Raw genomic sequence first — 17,391 nt, forward strand, 5'->3', positions numbered from 1 at the left:
CGGCGGGGCTTTCGGCGCGGGGCCAGATGGCCGCTGCGCGGCCGTGAGTTACAAACTCACCCCACTCCTCGGCCAGCAGTCACGGTCGCTACGCTCCCTTCAGACTACGGCCAGCTACTTTCGCCCCTACAACTTCGAATCCAGCGTCAGCTCGCGCACCATTGTTTGGCCCAGCGGCCACAGCTCGGCCCACTCCTTTTCCGGGCCTTCAAATACCAGCAGGTACAGCGTATCGGTTTTGCCATTGGCCATTGCCAACTGATACACCATGCGCGGCTCGGCGTCGGGCAGGGCTTCGCGGTAGCGCACCCAGCGCAGCGCAAGCGGCCCCTCGGTGCGGTGGCCCTGCTCCTGCTGCCGCTGGCCCTGGCCGAAGCCGGCGCGCAGCATCAGCCGCTCGGCGTAGGCGGGGGCGGGCAGCCTGGTGTATTTCTTGGCCCGGCGCACTACGTGCAGCGACAGCCCGGCCTGGTACTGCCCGCTCTCCCCCATCTGGTCCTGCGTGAGGTAGTAGGTGAGGTTGTTTTTCTGCACCTCGGGCCGGAAATACCAGCCGTCGGGCAGCAGCAGGGCGGCCCGCGCCTCGGGCAGCGGCTGCCAGTGGAAGCCCGCCGGCGGCTCGGCCAGGGGCGTGTCGAGGCGCTGGGCGCGGGCGGGCAGCGTCAGCAGCAGTGCCAGGATGGCGAGTAAGTAGCGCATACCCGGAAGTTACGGCGCGGGCGGCAACGGGGCCAGCAGTTCTTCCAGTAGCTCGCACTCGCGCTCGAGCCCGGCAATGCGGGCCTGGAGCAGACGCTGGGGGCCGGCGCCGCAGGTATAGAGCAGCGCCACCTCGGCTTCCTTTTCAAAAAGGTCGAGCCAGGCGGCGGCCAGGTCGGGGCTTGGGTCGGGGCCGGTCCAGGGCAGCAGGGTGGGCAGGGCGGCTCGGCGGGCCTCGTAAGGTTTGGCCTTTTCCTGCATGTCGGCCAAGTCGTATTGCAGGTTGCGGATGCGGTGGCGGCAGTCGCGCACGCGGTCCTGCAGCGGCTGGGCAGCGGGCGGCAGGGGTGGCAGCGGCGGCAGGCCGGGTAGCGAGTCGCCGGTAAGGGGGTCGAGGGCTTTACCGATAGCCGCCAAGGTAAGGCGGCGGCTGCGCTCCCAGTAGCCCTCCCGGATGGAAGGAGGGCGGCGACCCGTTTCGCTCTCGGCAATGCTGGAACGGGCCTGCCCCAACCAAATGGCAAACTGCTGCTGCGTGTCGCAAGCAAAAATGTCGCAACTCAGCTTGCTTCATTTACGCAGCAAGATAATTCGCCTACTTGCGCCTGCGTCTAAGGAATTTCGAAGCATTCGGCATCCTGTTTCCGCCTGGTCTTTCCTTACCAAATTATGCGCTCGATACTTCTGTTGCTGGCCGCAACTTTTCTACTCCTCTTCCACGGGCAGGCTCAGCCGCTACAAGGCGGCTTTATCACCGAACAAGGCAAAGCGGAGTTCTGGATGCACTCGGATTTCTTTTGGTTTAACAATGGGCGTTTTGTTTATCACAACGACAGGGGGCGGTACGGAGGCGGCACGTTTCAACTGGCTGGCGACAGCCTCATTTTGCAATTTGACACCTGGACGAAGCCTCCCCTACCCATCCGTATCGACACCATTGCACCTATCCCAGGGCGGCTCACCGGTATCCGGGTGCGGGTGCTGGATGAAGGCAACCAGGAAGGACTGCCTGGCACAAGTATTAGCAGCACGACGCATCCGGACGTCAGCACCGCTACGAATATGGACGGGCAGGCGTACTTGAACTATACCCCAACTGCCGGCGACAGCATCCGGGCACACTACCTCAGCTACGAGAAGGTCACCTTCGCCACCATGCCCGGTGACAACCGGGAATATACCATCTCACTACGCCCCCAAAGCAGCCGGATGCCCAGTGGCACCCAAAAAGTCTATTTGCTAGAGCGTCGGGGCTCAAGGCTACTTATGCAAATGGCTTATCCTTTCACTGGTCTGGAAGAGCATTACCGCCCCCTATCGGCACGCAAAAGCCGTCAAATGCTGCGGTGGCACCGCCGCCACTTGCCCAACTACTAGCAAACCCTCTACTTCTTCCCCCACAGCGGCACCCTGCTCTCGGTGCCACTCCGCAGCCGCCCGATATTAGCCCGGTGGGTGTAAATAAGCAGCCCCGCCAGCACGAAGCCGAAGCCAATCATGAAGCCCGGGTATTGCCGGGGATAGAACGGCGTGCCCGGCAGCAGCTGCAGCAGCGCGAAGGCCACGCCCGCCGTCATGCTGCTCAGCGACACGTAGCGCCAGATGCTTAGCATGAGCAGAAATACCAGAATGCACACGCCCACCGTGGCCGGGGCCACGCCCAGCATCATGCCCAGGATGGTGGCCACGCCCTTGCCCCCCCGAAACTGCGCAAACACCGGGTAGATGTGCCCCACCACCGCCAGCGCCCCGCAGGCCAGCTGCACAAACACCAGGTAGGGCGCCAGGCTCGCGTCGTGGTTTATCAGCCAATGCGGCAGCCCGTAGGCCGCCACGAAGCCCTTCAGGGCATCCACCAGCAGCACGAAGGAGCCCGCTTTTTTGCCCAGCACCCGGAAGGTATTGGTGGCCCCGGCATTGCCCGAGCCGTGCTCGCGGATGTCTTTTAAATCGAAAAACCAGCGGCCCACCCACAGCGCCGTGGGGATGGAGCCGAGCAGGTAGGCCAGGAGGAGGGTGGGTATCAGAAGAAGCATGAAATTAGAACGAAAACTCCCCTCCTTGGAAAGGAGGGGATGTGAGCTGCGCTGAGCAGCGAACGGGGGTGGTTGAACCGGTCGCGCCGCTGGAACGACTCGCGGGGGAAACGGGAATAGCGAATAAGGCCGCAAATAAGCGCCAAATGGCACATGAATGCGCAAACGGCGCGACCGGGCGAACCACCCCCGTTTTCGCTACGCGAAAACTCCCCTCCTTTCCAAGGAGGGGAGCTTGTCGTGCTATCAGCCGCCGCCGAAGGGGTCGTTTTCGGCTTCTTTCTTCTTCTTCTCCTCCTCCTTCTTCTGCTTCTCCTCCTCTTTCTTGAGGCGTTCGGCTTCTTTGGCGGCGGCGGCGGCCGCTTTCTCCTCCTCCTTTTTGGCGGCGGCGGCGGCTTTTTCGGCTTCCTTGGCGGCGGCGGCAGCTTCCTTCTTCAGGTGCTCTTCCTCCTTTTTGTCGGTGGCCGGGGCGGCGCCGGGCTCGGTGGTGGCCGGGTCGGGCGTGGCCGGAGCCGGGGTGGCGGGCGCAGGCGTAGCGGGGGCCGGAGTCGGCGCCGGGTTATCGGCGGGCTTGTCCTTGGTCTTCACTTTTTTCACCGGTTCCTCGGCCGGGGCGGCCGTGGGGTCGGTTATTTCACCACCGCCGAAGGGGTCGTCGTCCTTGGCTTTCTTCTTCTTTTTGGAAGGCGCTTCGACGGGGGCGTCGGTGGGGGCATCGGCGCTAGGCTCGGTGGTAGCGGCGTCGGCATCCTTCGCCTTTTTCTTCTTGGCGGGCTCCTCGGCCACGGGCGCGGGGGCCGTGGGGTCGGTGATTTCGCCACCGCCGAAGGGGTCGTTATCCTTGGCCTTCTTCTTCTTTTTGGAGGAAGTAGTGGCTTCGGTGGGCGCGTCGGCGGGCGGCGCGTTCGGGTCCGTCACTTCGCCCGAGCCGAAGGGGTCGTCGTTCTTGCCCTTCTTCTTTTTCTTGCCACCGGCGGCATCCACGCCGGGCTCGTCCGACTTGGGCGGGGCGGCCGGGCGGGCCGCCAGCTTGCCGCTCTGGCCCAGGTAGTCGCGCTGAAAGTGCGAGCGGAAATTGTCCACGTCGGTGAATTCGCCCAGGTAGGCACCGTAGGTGGTGGCAGTGTTGTAATCGCCCTTGGTTTTGCCCAGCTCGGCGTCGAACACGTCGTTTTGCGACTTCGCCAGCAGCAGGTTGTTCGAGTACTTAATGTAGTACCACACCTGCGGCTCGGCCTCGATGTAGATTTCGACCCAGTCGGCGGCGTTGTCGCGCTTGATTTCCACGTAGCCGTCCACCAGGGCGTTGAGGGGGGTTTTGCCCACGCCCGCCAGCCCCAGCTGGCCTACCGAGTACCAGGCCCGGTTTTTCTCGCTCCAGCGCAGATTCACCTTGCTCAGCAAAATCGTATGGCTGAATTTAGGCGAGAGCTTCATCAGCGGCTCCGCGGTCTGGCCCTTGCGCATGGTGTAGGCCTCCACGCCTTTCGAGCCCAGAAACTCGCCCAGCTTGTAGAGCTCGTTGGTGCCGCCATCGAGCGCCTCGGGCGAGTTTTTAGTGATGCTGGCCAGCTCCGAGCCCATCGCGTCGATGGCCTTGCCGGGCATGTTGATGTCGATACCCAGCAGCACATCGGCGTTGTAGCGGGCGCTATCGGGGTTGGCGGTGCCCACGCCGCTGCCCACCATCTTGTAGTCCTTGGTGCCCTTGATGAAGCTCATCGGCCCGCGGAAGCCCAGCTGGCTGGTCGAGTCGGAGTACGTCAGCACGGCCCCGTCGTAGATGTTGGGGTCGTAGGCATCGTGCCGCGAGATGGTAAAGATGCCCTTGCGGTCGTCGTAGCGCAGCTCACCATCTACCGAGAACAGCGGGAAGTCGGTGCTATTGGGCAGCGTCGACACGTAGAGTGGATACACCTTGTTCGACACGTCGGACACGTAGAGGCCGGTCAGGAGCGGCGTGCCGTCCTCGGCCTTGGGGTCGCGCAAAGTCAGGCTGATGTTCTTGGGGTCGATAGAATCCTTCACGGCAAACCATTCGGCATTGGCCCGGCTCTTGCCAAACTGCAGCTGCACCTGGCCGTCGAAGATGAGGCCGCGGCGCTGCGAGTTCAGCTTCACGTCGCCCCGGTAGCCGATGCGCGGCGCCAGCTGGAAGGGGTTCTTGCCGTCCACCACGCCGGTGGCCACGGTAGCCACGGCCGGCGGGTTCTCGGGGTCAATTTTGACCGGCTTGCCCTTCTTATCCACAAAGGCGCTGGAGTCCGACTCGAAGCCGCCGAACTTGATGTCGTAGGAGCCGCGCACGGTCTTGAAGCTATACTGCGCGTCGCCGGTGAAGGCCTTTTTCGACAGCACCTTGATGTTGCCCTTGTAAAGCTGGTGGAACTTGGCCAGCGAGTCGAGCTGCACCTTGGCGTTTTTGAAGGGCTTCAATTCGCCCTTCGCCAGCACGCTCACGCGGCCCGAGTCGGGAATAATCCAGGCGTCAGCCGAGGCCACGTAGGGCACCCCGCTGGCTTCGAGGCGGTACTTGGCGAGGTCGTACACCCCGGTAGCCGCCTTGAATTTCAGGCCTTCCTGGTTGGGGTTAGTAGAGTAAAAGTAGGCGCTCGACGAGTCGGCGGCCGAGGCGCGCTTCAGCTCCACGCGCTTCTTCTTGAAGTCCCAGCGCCCGCCGCTCAGGCTGGTCTTAAACTGCGAGTACGGCAGGTCGATGTTCGACTTGCGGCCCTCCTCGCCGTTGAAGTCGGCCACGCCCTTCTTCATGTCGTAGTCGAACGACACGTTGTTGGCCGTCAGGGCGGGCTTGTTGGCCTCGGCCGACTTAATGGCCAGCGTGGCCTGCTTGCCCGAGTAGCTGTCGGTCTTAAACGTCATGTCGGGCGACTTGATGAACGACTGCGGGCCATCCAGGCGCCCTGAGCCGCCCGCGCCCTTCGACGTGAGCAGGGCCGTGCCCTTGAAAGTGTAGGCCGTTTTGGCGGCCGCGTTTTCGTACAGCTTCACGGCCTCGCCGCTGGCGGGCGTGGTCAGGTACATCGAGTCCTGGCGCACGTTCCAGTTCATGGCGTAGCCGGCCGGCAGCACCATTTTGGGGATGTCGACGCCCGGCCCGGTCTTGGCCGCGATGTTGCCGGTCTTGCCGATGGCCACCACCGAGTCGCGGTAGAACACAAACTGGTCCGAATCGAAGGTGCCCGAGCCGTAAGTCACCTTGCCATCCACCTGCAGGCCCTTGCCGTCGAGCCTCACCTTACCCGTGGCGCGGCCCCGACCCTTATACAGCGGGAAGCCTTCCTTCGGAATATCGTACACAAAGCCCAGCGAGCCGTCGGGCTGCGTCGTGAGCTTGGTTTTGATGTCGGGCAAAATCCCGCCGCTCTTAAACGTACCATCAAAGCCCGAGGCCGTTTTGCCGATGCCGTTGAGCGAGTCGAGCTTGAAGGGCGGAATGTCGAACACCATCGTCGAGTCGTAGGCGCCGCCCAGCACGTCCTGCTTGCCGAAGTACACGTTGGCTCCGCTTTTCGAGTCGAACGACGGGAAGTTGGGCTTTTTCTTGCGGCCCGACTTGTTTTTGGGGTCGTTGATGTACAGGCGGCCCTCCGACACCTTGCCCTTGTTGGTGAGGGCAAAGTCGGCGGTTTTAGTGTCGCCCTTGGCAGCTTTCTTATTGGGGCTGCGAATCACGATGGAGTCGATTTTCATCATGTCCACGTAAAAGCCCTTGTAGTCGAACTTGAATTCGCGCCCCTTGAAGCGCATGGCCGAAGCCACCACCAGGCCGCTGAAATCGATGTTGCGGTTTTGCTGAATGCGGATGCGCCCGCTGTCGGGCTGCACGAACACGGTAGCCGAGTCGTCGGAGAAGTTGAAGCGGTCGACCCCGCGCACCAGCAGTTCGTTGGTGTTGAGGTTGAGCGTGGCATTTTTGCCCGAGCCCGACAGCGACTTGATGGCGATGTGGTCGTAGTCCTGCTTGTTGCGGGCCGAGGCCACGTAGTGCGCGCCCTTGGGCAGCATGGTCACGTCGCCGGTCTGGCCGTTCCAGGTCACGTAGCCGTCGCGGGCCAGGCCGGCCATGGCCGTGGCCAGGTTGGCCTCCGAAATCTGGGTAGCCTCGTTAATCTGCTTGATGTTGGCCGTTTTGCCACCGCCGTGGTCGGTGAGGTAGCCCGCCAGCATCTGCAGCGGGTGAAACTTGTTGATGCTCTTGAGCTGCTGGTAGCGGGTGTTGGTGAAGAAGTCGCGGCTCTCGAAGTTGGCGGTCTGCTGGTTTTTGGCCGACAGCACCGAGAATTCCACCTCGGGCTTCTGCAGGTCCCAGGTCAGCATCTCGGTATTGATGTCGAGCTGGTGGTAGGAGTCGATGTAGGGCGTGTTCTTGTACATGCCCTCCTCGCGCAGCAGCTTGAGGCGCTTCTTACCCTTTTCGTACTTGAACAAGGCGCCCGGGTGGGTGATGGAATCCTTGGCCCCCTCGTAAATAACCACGCTGGCGCGAGTGGCCGTGATGAGCGAGTCGCCCAGCACGTAAGCCTTCGAGGCGGCCTTAAACTTCGGCTTGCCGTCCATGCTCACCGTCACGGTGGAGGGCGACATATCGAGCGCCGCGCTGAGCATGCGGCTGCCCGCCAGCGTCAGGCCGCCGGTGTACTTAATGTTGTCGCCCAGTGTTTTGATGCGGGCGTTATTGGTCAGCGAGATGAAACGGGGGTAGCCGTTGTCGGCCGCACCGGGCTTTTTGCGGGTGCTTTTGTAGCTCAAGGCGCCCTTCACGGGGGCTTCCAGCAGGGCCGGGTAGGTCAGCGTCATGGGCTGGGCCGAAAACTCGGGCTTGCCCATGTCGAAGTCGAAGCCGGCGAAGTCGGCCGTCACCGGGTCGCCCTTGATGTTCCAGGTCATCTGCCCGCTGGTGCCGATGAAGCGGTTGGAATTGGGCACCACCGAGCCGCTCACCTTGCGGATAAACACCGAGTCGCCGGCCGTGGCCATAAACAGGTCGGCGTCCTTAATCACCATCACCGCGCCGCGGGCCGGCGGCGCGTAGTAGTTTTCGTAGGGCGATGGCGCCTCGAAGCCGCCACCCGACGACCCGGAGCCGGAGTCGAACCCGGAGCTGGCGTCGAAGTCGGCCTTGCTTACTACCGGGTCGGCGGCTTTGGCGGCGGGGGTTTTGGCCGCCGTTTTGGCGGGGGCTTTGGCGGCGGGCTTGGCCGGGGCTTTCTTTTTTACGGGCGTGCCCCAGCCGTCGTCGTCGCCCCAGCCGCCGCCCGAGGGTGACGACCACAGGTCGGCCGTATCCCAGCCGCTGCTGGCTTTTTTGGGCGCGGCTTTCTTGGCCACGGGCTTGGGGGCGGGCTTGGCCGCCGGTTTTGGGGTCGGTTTGGGCGCGGCCGGAATTTCCTCTTCCTTCTTCGGTGCCGGCGTGGGGCTGCCAAAATCGAAGCTTCCCTCGGGCGCCGTGATGGCCGAGTACGTGAACGACACCGTGCCGCCAATCGAGCGTAAGGAGTTGAAGCCCGAGCGGTAGAGGTAGCCGGTGGAGAGGAAGCGGCTGCTGCTGGTCAGGAATTTCTCGGTTTCGGTTACGGCTTCCTTGTCCAGGGTCTGGTTCAGCACGTCGAGGTACTGGTCCATCTGCTGGTCGCTGAGCTTGGCCACGTTGGCCCCGCCCACGATGGCCGTGAACATGGCTTCGAAGTGCGGCCGCGGCCGGAACTTCTTGGTGAGCATGGTTTGCGAAATGGCGATGATGCGCGCCTGCTGCGAGGCCGTGAGGCGGTTGCTGCCCCAAAGCTCCTTGAGCTTGGCGGCGCTGCTTTTGGCGGCAGCGTTGTTGGTGGTGGCCATCATCAGCTGCACATCGTCGATGTACTTGGCCGGGTCGGTGGCGAGCTTGCCGGTGTACTTGGTGGCGGCGGGCGGCGGGGCCTTAGCCCCGGCCGGGGCCGCCGTGGGCGGTGGCGTGGTTTGGGCCGAGGCCGGCAACACGCCGCTCATCAGGGCACTCAACCACACTATCGCAACAGCAAAACGCTTCATAGAGAACAATTTCGGGGACACAGCCGGGGTGGTCGGCCGCGTTAGGGCTACAATTTCGGGAATAGTCGGCACATTATGGCCGCCGGGCCGGGGCCATCCGTACGCTTGCCAACGCGGCTGGCGGGCATTTCATTCAACACCAAGCCGCTGTCCCGGTCCGACGCCTACGGCGTCGGACCGGTTATCATCAGCGCTTTCGAATAGGCTTATAGGCTGAATACCGGACAGCCGGCAACCAGTCGGACGCCTACGGCGTCGGACTGGTACATTACAATCCGCCCTAAAAAAGTTGAGGCCGACTGTGATTAGCAGCCGGCCTCCGGGAATCTCTCACCAAACCCGTTTTCCTTTGTAACGTGGCTTTCAGTGCCAGCGTTTACTTAATTTCTTTGTCCGTTGCGGTATCAGCCGCTGGAGAATGACACAAAATTAGCCTATCGGGCTGCTTCGGGTAGCTTTAAATCGACAGGATGTATTTTTAACACGGCCAACGCCCCCTTTTTAACCGGTGAACGCACTAACGGCTGGGCTGCAAAGTTAGTATAATGTGGCCAGATATCGCAACTCGTCCTGCAATTCAGCTTCGGGGTGCAGGGCGTGCAGGCGGGTGAGCTGCCCGGGCGTGAGCACGGAGCGGAGGGCGGCGGTGAGCTCGGCGGCGGTGGTGATTTTGGCGGGGTGGCGCTTGAGGGCCTGCTCCACCTGCAGCGCCTGCTGGTCGGGCAGCTCCAGCATGTTGATGAGGAAGCGCAGCAGCGGGCGGGGCGCGGCGGCAAGGGGCTGGCCGGGCACGGCGCGTTCGGGTTCGGAATGCGCGGCGGCGGGGCGGGCGGCTAAGAGGGCAATAAGGACGAGGAAACCAAACATCAACGCTTTCATGGCAAAGGGGCTGTGAAGTGAAACGAACCGAACAAATGAGCCGTTCACCGGGCCGGCGGCTCAGGGCCAGCGGGGTGACGACTTGAAGATGGTTTATTTCAATGCCCACGTCAAGGAAGAGTGGATGGCTGGGAAGTGGGGGCCACTAATGGGAGAATTGGGTCGGTGAAACTGGGATTGGAGGATTCGTCGGGTGGATTGGGGGGATTGGTCGAACCAGCACGTCATCCTGAGCCGTAGCGTAGCGCAGGCGGAAGGACCTCGCCCGCGCCACATGCAGCCGTAATTTCTTTTCGTTAAAACGATTGGAATTACTACCCCAAAGAAGCGGGCGAGGTCCTTTCGCCTCCCTGCGGTCGGCTCAGGATGACGTTCTTTTTTTTGTTCCTGTTCCCTCCTCCCCTACAGCTTTTTCAGGCCGGCCAGGGCGGTGGCGTCGCCGGGGCGGATGAGCAGCACTTTCGTGTAGAGGGCTTTGGCTTCGGGTTTCTTACCCAGGTTGAGGTAGGTCCAGGCCAGGGAGAGGTTGGTGTCGTAGTCGAAGGGGTAGAGGTTGACGACGCGCTCGAAGTAGCGGGCGGCTTTGTCGTAGGCTTTGCGGTTGAGGAAGATGACGCCGGTCCAGTAGTTGGCCTGGGTGTTCTGGGGGTCTATTTTGAGGATGTCGGTGTAGAGGGCCAGCATTTTCTCGACCTGGGCCAGGGCGTTGAGCGGCTTGATGAGGCCGAACTTGGGCTCGATGGCGTAGGGGCGTTGCTCGACGGCCTTCTGGTAGTAGCTGGCCGAGGTGGTGTAGTTTTTACCCAGGAAGTAGAGCCAGCCGAGGCGCAGATTCTGCTCGTAGGTGCCGGTGTAGGTGGTGCGCAGGGGCGCGATGGCGTCGGCGTAGTCGCCCTTGGTTTCGGCGGCGTAGCTGGTGGCGAAGGCGGCCGAGAGGTCGGTTTGGGCCGGGGCGGGCGCGGCCAGCAGCAGGGCGGCGGCAACGAGGGCGGGCTTTACCAGGTCCATGCGAGCGAAGTAGTGAGCGAAAACAGGTTGTAGGTGCCGGGGGTGGCGTATTGGTAGCGCTGCTCAGCCAAATAGTGCAGGCGCAGCAACAGCGAATGCGGCAACAAGATATGCAAACTGGCCCCGGCGCGGCGCCCTAGCGGGTCGAGCAGGTTGTAGACGTAGGTGCCGTCGGCCTCGGCCAGCACGGGCACGCGGCCGGCGCTGCCGTAGGCCTCCAGCCAGAGCCAGCGGCGCAGCTGGGTGCCCAGGCCGAGCTGGTAGTTGGGGTAGCGGCGGCCCTGCGAAAACACCACGTTGAACTGCCCGAAGGGGTACAATTTAAGGTTGCCCAGCGGGTAGGCGACGAGGCGCAGGCTGGTTTGGGCTACGGGCTCGGCGGTGAGGCGGCCGGCGTAGGCACTGGCCTGGGCCTGCCAGTAGGGGCGGGTATAGTGCAGGGCGGCCAGGCCGAGGTGGCCGGGGTAAAACGCAGTGCCGAAGTAGCTGTGCAGGTAGTGGTAGCCGAGCTTGGCGCGCCAGCGGGCGTCGAGCTGGTAGCCGAGCAGGGCGGCGTATTCGCCCTGGCGCACGCTGTAGTCCTGCGAGCGGGGGCGGCCCTGGTCGAAGCGCAGCAGCTCGACGTGCTGGCCGTAGTAGCTGAGGCTCTGCAGCAGGCTGAGGTGGGAGCTGAGGCGGCTGCCGAGGCCCAGGCGGGCGTAGCCGGCGTTGCCGCGGAAGCGGCTGGTGGTGGTCTGGCCGCTGAGCTCGACGTCGGCCGAACTGACCAGCTGGCGGGCGCCGAGGTGCCAGCGCTGGCGCAGCGAGTCGCGCAGGCCGGGGGCGACGGCGGCGGCCAGCTCGCGCTGGCCCAGCGCGAGGTAGGCCAGCGCGAGGCCGGTGCGGGCGAGGGTGTCGGCGGCGTTGTCGCGCAGGGCGGCGGCGTAGTGGCGCAGGGCCCGGGCGGGGCGGCCGCGCAGCTGCCCGGCCAGCCCAAGGCGGCGGCGCAGGGTGGGGTAGTCGACGCCGAGGCGCAGGGCGGCGCGGCCCACCGAGTCGAGGGCTTGCCAGCGGTGCTGGGTTAGCAGGGCGTGGGTGAGGCTGTCGGTGTAGGTGAAATCGAGCAGGCGCTGGGCGGCGGCGGGGCGGGCCAGCAGCAGGAGCAGCAGCAGGGCGCAGATGTTTCTCATGCGCCGCCGGGGCTGAAGGTGAGGGTGCATTCTGCGCCATTGCGCGTGAGGCGCAGGCTGGCCAGGCGGCCGTCGTGGATTTGTAATTCGGCTGCCTGCAGCAGCTGCTCGCGGCCGAAGGCGCGCACGGTGGCGCGGCTGCGCAGGCACTGGCGGCGGCCTTCGGGCGGGGCCGGGCGCAGGCAGAAAGTGGGCTGCACGAAGCGGTGGAAGGGCGCCAGCAGGTCCTGGGCGGCTTTCAAGAGGGGGTTGCGCAGCACGGAGAGGGGCAGCACGTCGCGGGTTTCGGCGGGGGTGGGCTGAATGAGCGGGACGCGGTAGGCGGCCAGGTAGAAGGCGTAGAGCCAGGCGGTTTCGGGGCCGTAATAGGCGATGCAGTAGAAGACGGCGTCGTCGCTTTCGAAGTAGGCCACGGCGCCGGTGCGCTGGCAGCGGAGGTAGCGCAGGTTGTAGGCGTCAGTGAAGACTTCCCAGCTTTCAATAGGTGAATGGGTGGATGGGTGGATGGGTGAATGGGTTTGCTGCACCTGCAGCACGGTGCCGGGGGACAGGCGCAGGGCCTGGCTGAGGGGGCGGTTGGGGGTGGGCGGGCTCACGGCGTCGCCGGCGGCGGGCACGGCGAAGTGGCGCAGCTGGGGGGTAGCGGGCCGCGCTCCGTGGGCAGAGGGGAAGCCCAATGGTGGTTCGATGATGCCAAGGAGTGTTAGGGCATGGTCGAAGGGTGTTTTGCTTCGCTCGAATGGTGTTTTGCCGCCGCCAAGGGGTGTTTTGTCTTCCCCGAATGGTGTTTGGCTTCCGCCGAATGGTGTTTGGCTTCCGCCAAGTGATGTTTTTGTAAAGTCGGGAGGTGTTTTGGTAATGCCGAATGGTGTTTGGGGTCGGTCAAGTGCCGTTTGGGCAAGGTCGGATGGTGTTTTGCCTCCGCCAAGAGGTGTTTGGCCTGGCTCGAATAGTGTTTCGGCTATGTCGAATGCCGTTTCAGGAGCAAGAATAGCGTTTGGGCTATGCCAAGTGCCGTTTGGCGAAGCCAAGTGCCGTTTGGGAAGGCCAACTGGTGTTGCCGAAGCGGCTTTTGCCAGAAAATAGGCCAGCGGATAGGCCAGCGTACGCGAGCCCACGAAGGGCGTGGCCTGCACCTGGAAGTGCAGATGCGGCTCGGGCGAGCGGCCCGAGCTGCCGCAGTAGCCGACGAGGTCGCCGCGGCGCACGGCGTCGCCGGGCTTGAGGGGCACGGAGTGGGGGCGCAGGTGCGAGAGCTGGGTGTAGAGGCCGGGGGCGTGGCGCAGCACGACGGTGTTGCCCCAGTTCTGGCGCAGGTTTACTTCACCGATGGGGTTATTCTCAATGTGTTGGACGACTTCTTCGACCACGCCGTCGGCGGGGGCCAGGACGGGCTTGTTGTAGGCGTAGTAGTCGGTGAGGGTGAGGCCGGCGCCGGCATAGGTGCGGCCGTCGGCGTCGGTTATCACGAAGTCGAGGGCCTGGCCCCAGTCGCCCTGGTGGGTGGGGTTGGCGTCGTCGTAGCCCTGCGAGCAGCGCCACTCGCCCAGGAAGGGCAGGGTGAGCGGCAGGTACAACTGATGTTGCAGCCGGATGCGGTCGGTGTGGTAGGCGTAGAGGTTGCGCTCGGGCGAGTAGCGCTGCACGGGCGTGAGCACGAGGCCCGGCCGGGGCCGCTCGCGCAGCAGCAGAGCGTAAAGTACCAGCAGCGCGCCCAGGCAAAATGGCAGCGAAAACACCGACAGCCCCGCCCGGCCCAGCAGCGTGCTGAGCCCCGCGAGCAGCACGGCGGTGAGCGGCACGCTGCCCAGCGCCAGGGCATACGAGCCCGCCGAGGGGATGACGAACACGCCGCCCACGGCCAGGGCCGTCATGATGTAGTTGGCCCCCAGATTATAGGTTTCGGACTCGCCCGGCAGCGTGCCGGTGAGCAGCGCCAGCCCATACGCCCCCCCAAACGCCAGCCCCGACAAAGTGAAGGCAATGCGCGAGTGCCACAGCAGCCCCAGCGCCACCAGCAGCCCGGCGGCGGCGCTGTCCTGCAGCAGCACCGAGCTCAGGGCCCGCAGGTAGGTGCCCAGCAGCGGCGGCCAGGCCCACTCCCCTACCCAGCGCGCGGCCGATACGAGCGGCGCGCCGCCCAGGGCGTACACGTCGTTGAGCCAGTAGATGCCGCGCTCGCTCAGGCCGAGCTGCGGCAGGCGGGCGGCCACCGGCAGCAGCAGCCACAGCACCGCCACGAAGGGCAGCGACAGCGGCGGCAGGCCGCGCCCGCCCAGCCAGCCGCCCAGCGCCACGCTCAGCAGCAGCGCCAGCAGGGCGCCCACCCCTATCAAACCCAGCAGGCCCCAGCCGGGCTGGTAGAGGGCGCTCAGGCAGAGGCCCACCAGCAGGGCGTTGAAGCTGTAGGCGCCGAGGTCGGTCAGCTCCTGGTTGAAGCCGGCGAGGCGGGCCGTGCCCACGGCCAGGGCGGCCGCGCCCAGCCCCGCCAGCCCCGCCCAGGGCTGGGCGAAGGTGGCCAGCAGCAGCAGCAGCGCGAAGCCCCGATGCTGCGAGAAGAACAGCAGGCTGTAGCTGTGAAGGACGGCGTGGAGGAAGGATTTCACAAGAACGTTGTATTTAGAACGTCATCCTGAGCTGACCGAAGGGAAGCGAAAGGACCTCGCCCGCTTCGTTGTGGTGGTAATTTCAACTGGTAGTGATTACTGCTGCACGCGGCGCGGGCGAGGTCCTTTCGCTTCCCTTCGGTCAGCTCAGGATGACGTTCTGGATTTTCAGCGCAGGTGCCCCGGCACCTTTTCTAATTGCTGCAGATACGCCAGCGTCTCGGCCTCGCGCACCACATGCACTTCGCCTTGCATATCAATCAGCACCACATTCGGCCGCAGGGTGATAAACTGCTGCCACTGGCTCATATTATACGCCCCCACTTTGTGCACCACCAGCAGGTCGCCGGGGGCCAGCAGCGGCAGGCTGACGGCCTCGCGCAGCACGTCGATGTTCATGCAGAGCGGGCCGTAGAGGACGGTGGTTTCGGTTTGGGGCGAGTAGTCGCGGGTGGGGCTGATAAGGTGGTCGTACCAGTAGGAGGTGAAAAGCAGGTTCACGCCGAAGTCCACGATGGTGGCGCGGCGGCCGTCGGCGAGGCGCTTGGTGGCCAGCACCGAGCCCAGCAGGGAGCCGGCGTCATCCACCAGCACCCGCCCGGCTTCGAGGATGAGCAGGGGCAGCTCGTCGGGGCGGAAACCGGCGCCGAGCAGGGCCTGGGTGATGGCCTCGGCGTAGTCGTCGAGGGGCGGCACGGTGTCGGGGCCGGGGAGGTAGGCGCCTTTGAGGGTGTTGGTAGAGGGGAAGCCGCCGCCCAGGTCGAGGTACTGGATGGGGGCCTGCAGCTCGCGGGCGCAACGCTGGGCCAGGGCCGCCAGCTTGCCGGCGGCCACCCCGTAGGCCGCCGGCTGCAGCACGAAGGTGCCGATGTGGCAGTGCAGGCCGATTAATTCGACCCGGTCGGCGGCGGCGGCCAGGCGCTCTATCGCCTGCCAGGCCTGGCCGTTTTCGAGGTTGAAGCCGAACCGGTCCCACTGCGGGAAGGTGCCGGCGTCGAGGTTGATGCGCAGGGCCACGCGGGGGCGCTGCGGCAGGCCGGCGGCCAGCTCCAGCAGCAGGTGCAGCTCGTCGGCGTGGTCGAGGTGGATGACGGCATCGACTTCGGCGGCGCGGAGCAAATCGGCGCGGCGCTTGCCGGGGCCGTTGAAGAGAATCTGGTGGCCGGGCACGCCGTTGCCCAGCGCCTTTTCCAGCTCGAAGCCCGAGACGACCTCGGCCCAGGCGCCCTCCTGGTGGAAGACGCGGCACACGGCATTGAGGTAATTGGTTTTATAGGACCAGGCCAGCTGCACCTGCGGGTAGCGCGTGCCAAAGGCCCGCACGGCGGCCTGGTAGTTGCGGCGCAGCTGCCGCTCGCTCAGCACGAACAGCGGCGAGCCGTAGCGCGCGGCCAAGGCCGTCACGGGCACGCCGTCGAGCTCGGTTACGGGCTGCTGGCCGGGGCGGGGCCCGAACTTGCTGGGCGGCCCGGCCGTGAGCTTGCGGATATGGGGCCGCTCGTAGGGGAGTTTCATACTACTGTCATGCTGAACGCAGTGAAGCATCTTTTCACGGCAGAACGATTATCAGGGTGGCTATTCAGTAGATTTTAATTACTGCGTCGGGCTGGCGTGAAAGGATGCTTCACTGCGTTCAGCATGACAGGTTTTCTATCAAAGTTCTCCCACGCTCGCCATCTGCTGAAAATCCGCATTATCCACCACCAAATCCCAGGCGTAGCGCACGAACATCTTCCCCACCGCGTACTCATTGAAATCACTTACCGCCTCCCCCCGCGCCAGCTGCAGCAGGGCAGCGGGCTGGTTGTGCCCCGCTCCCACCGCCAGGTAAATCCAGGCTGGGAAGCGCGGGTTGATTTCCATGATGAACAGCTCGCCCGCGGCCGTGCGCATCAGCTCCAGCTCGAAGCCGCCGCGCCAGCGGGTGGCGGCGGCAAAGCGGCGGGCCAGGGCGGGCAGCGCGTCGTCGGCGATGGTGATGCCGGCCCAGGCCTTGCCCTTGTCGGTGATGAAGAGCTTGCGCATGGGCACGGCCGAGAGCAGCCCGCCGCGCCCGTCGGCCAGCCCGGCCACGTTGATTTCCTGCCCGGCCACGAACTGCTGGGCCAGCACCGGCGCGCCCCAGCGGGCCTGCAGCTGCCAGAACGCCTGCTCGGCCTGGGCCGGGGTGTGGCACACGGTGGCGTCGTAGTAGCGGCCCTTCAGCACCAGCGGCCAGCCCAGTTGGGCGGCGGCTTTGGGAATATCAGCTACTCCAAAGAGGCGCATGTCGGCCGGCACTTGCAAGCCATGTTCGGCCCCGAAAGCGGCCAGGTTGAGCTTGTCGCGCATTTCGAGCTGGGCCGCCGTGGGCAAAAAGGTGTGAATGCCGTGCGCCGCCAGCTCCGGGGCCAGCCGGCCGAAGTTGTAGAGCTCGGCGTCGAAATTGGGGATGATGACGTCGAGCTGCTCGCGCTCGTGGATTTCGAGCAGGCGCGTCCGTAGTGCTGCCGTGCCGGCCGAGGGATAAGGCAGCTGGTAGCTGCGGGCGAACAAATCGGGCAGGTAGATGCCGGGCTCCAGCGCCTCGTAGCTCAGGCCGATGAGGCGCACGTCGTAGGCGGGGCTTTCGCGCAGGGCGCGGGCCACGGCCACGCCGGGGCCGGGACTGTCCACGGCATTGAGGCCGGTGAGGGCCACGGTGAGGCGGGGGCGGGCGGGGTTCAAGAGTCGAGCAAATCGTGCTGGCGCAGCTGGGCCACGAGGTCGTCCCAATCCTTGTCGAGCTGGTGGGCCTCCACCTCGTAGCGGGCCAGCACGGCGGTTTTGGCGGCCTCCGGAGCGGCGTCTTCCCGCAGCAAGCCCAGGATTTCGAGCGCCACCGGGTTGGCCGAGAAGGAGTCGCCGGTGGCAGGGTTGAAGAGCAGCCCGGCGGCGCTGAGGGCAATAGTGGGTTTGAGTTTCATT

The 17,391-nt window shown here is 64.8% G+C and carries 12 protein-coding genes; 1 reads left to right on the forward strand and 11 read right to left on the reverse strand.

Annotated elements, in window-relative coordinates:
- Positions 1 to 126 precede the first annotated feature (126 nt).
- Complete coding sequence (locus Q5H93_RS18880) at positions 127 to 699, reverse strand: hypothetical protein (RefSeq protein ID WP_305008209.1); 573 nt, start codon at positions 697 to 699, stop codon at positions 127 to 129.
- 9 nt (positions 700 to 708) lie between these two features.
- Complete coding sequence (locus tag Q5H93_RS18885) at positions 709 to 1,212, reverse strand: hypothetical protein (RefSeq protein WP_305008210.1); 504 nt, start codon at positions 1,210 to 1,212, stop codon at positions 709 to 711.
- Positions 1,213 to 1,368: 156 nt separating this feature from the next.
- Between Q5H93_RS18885 and Q5H93_RS18890 the strand changes: the two genes are divergently transcribed.
- On the forward strand, positions 1,369 to 2,076 hold the full coding sequence (locus Q5H93_RS18890) for a peptidase associated/transthyretin-like domain-containing protein (RefSeq protein ID WP_305008211.1): 708 nt from the start codon (positions 1,369 to 1,371) through the stop codon (positions 2,074 to 2,076).
- An 8-nt stretch (positions 2,077 to 2,084) separates the two neighbouring features.
- Here Q5H93_RS18890 and plsY read toward each other — a convergent pair whose 3' ends face one another.
- The 9 genes from plsY to Q5H93_RS18935 all read right to left on the reverse strand — a co-directional run bounded on the left by plsY (position 2,085) and on the right by Q5H93_RS18935 (position 17,390).
- Positions 2,085 to 2,735 (reverse strand): glycerol-3-phosphate 1-O-acyltransferase PlsY, encoded by a 651-nt coding sequence (gene plsY, locus Q5H93_RS18895; RefSeq protein ID WP_305008212.1) that lies wholly within the window; start codon positions 2,733 to 2,735, stop codon positions 2,085 to 2,087.
- 246 nt (positions 2,736 to 2,981) lie between these two features.
- A complete protein-coding gene (locus Q5H93_RS18900; RefSeq protein ID WP_305008213.1) occupies positions 2,982 to 8,783 on the reverse strand; it encodes a hypothetical protein in 5,802 nt (1,933 codons plus the stop codon).
- Positions 8,784 to 9,320: 537 nt separating this feature from the next.
- A complete protein-coding gene (locus tag Q5H93_RS18905; RefSeq protein WP_305008214.1) occupies positions 9,321 to 9,662 on the reverse strand; it encodes a hypothetical protein in 342 nt (113 codons plus the stop codon).
- A gap of 402 nt (positions 9,663 to 10,064) precedes the next feature.
- Positions 10,065 to 10,670, reverse strand: a complete 606-nt coding sequence (locus Q5H93_RS18910; RefSeq protein WP_305008215.1) for a tetratricopeptide repeat protein — start codon at positions 10,668 to 10,670, stop codon at positions 10,065 to 10,067.
- Positions 10,658 to 11,839: a hypothetical protein gene (locus Q5H93_RS18915; RefSeq protein ID WP_305008216.1), complete on the reverse strand. Its 1,182-nt coding sequence runs from the start codon at positions 11,837 to 11,839 to the stop codon at positions 10,658 to 10,660. The genes Q5H93_RS18910 and Q5H93_RS18915 overlap by 13 nt, the downstream gene beginning before the upstream one ends.
- The gene (locus Q5H93_RS18920; protein WP_305008217.1) at positions 11,836 to 14,445 is read right to left on the reverse strand and encodes an urea transporter; all 2,610 of its coding nucleotides are present in this window, start codon (positions 14,443 to 14,445) and stop codon (positions 11,836 to 11,838) included. The genes Q5H93_RS18915 and Q5H93_RS18920 overlap by 4 nt, the downstream gene beginning before the upstream one ends.
- A gap of 168 nt (positions 14,446 to 14,613) precedes the next feature.
- A complete protein-coding gene (locus tag Q5H93_RS18925; RefSeq protein ID WP_305008218.1) occupies positions 14,614 to 15,960 on the reverse strand; it encodes a type III PLP-dependent enzyme domain-containing protein in 1,347 nt (448 codons plus the stop codon).
- Positions 15,961 to 16,098: 138 nt separating this feature from the next.
- Entirely contained in the window at positions 16,099 to 17,151 is a 1,053-nt protein-coding gene (locus Q5H93_RS18930) for an ATP-grasp domain-containing protein (RefSeq protein WP_305008219.1), read from the reverse strand.
- Positions 17,148 to 17,390 (reverse strand): PqqD family protein, encoded by a 243-nt coding sequence (locus tag Q5H93_RS18935; RefSeq protein WP_305008221.1) that lies wholly within the window; start codon positions 17,388 to 17,390, stop codon positions 17,148 to 17,150. Before Q5H93_RS18935 ends, Q5H93_RS18930 begins: the two co-directional genes overlap by 4 nt.
- Between the last annotated feature and the right edge of the window lies 1 nt (position 17,391).

The organism is Hymenobacter aranciens, from assembly GCF_030580865.1.
Taxonomy (GTDB): domain Bacteria; phylum Bacteroidota; class Bacteroidia; order Cytophagales; family Hymenobacteraceae; genus Hymenobacter; species Hymenobacter aranciens.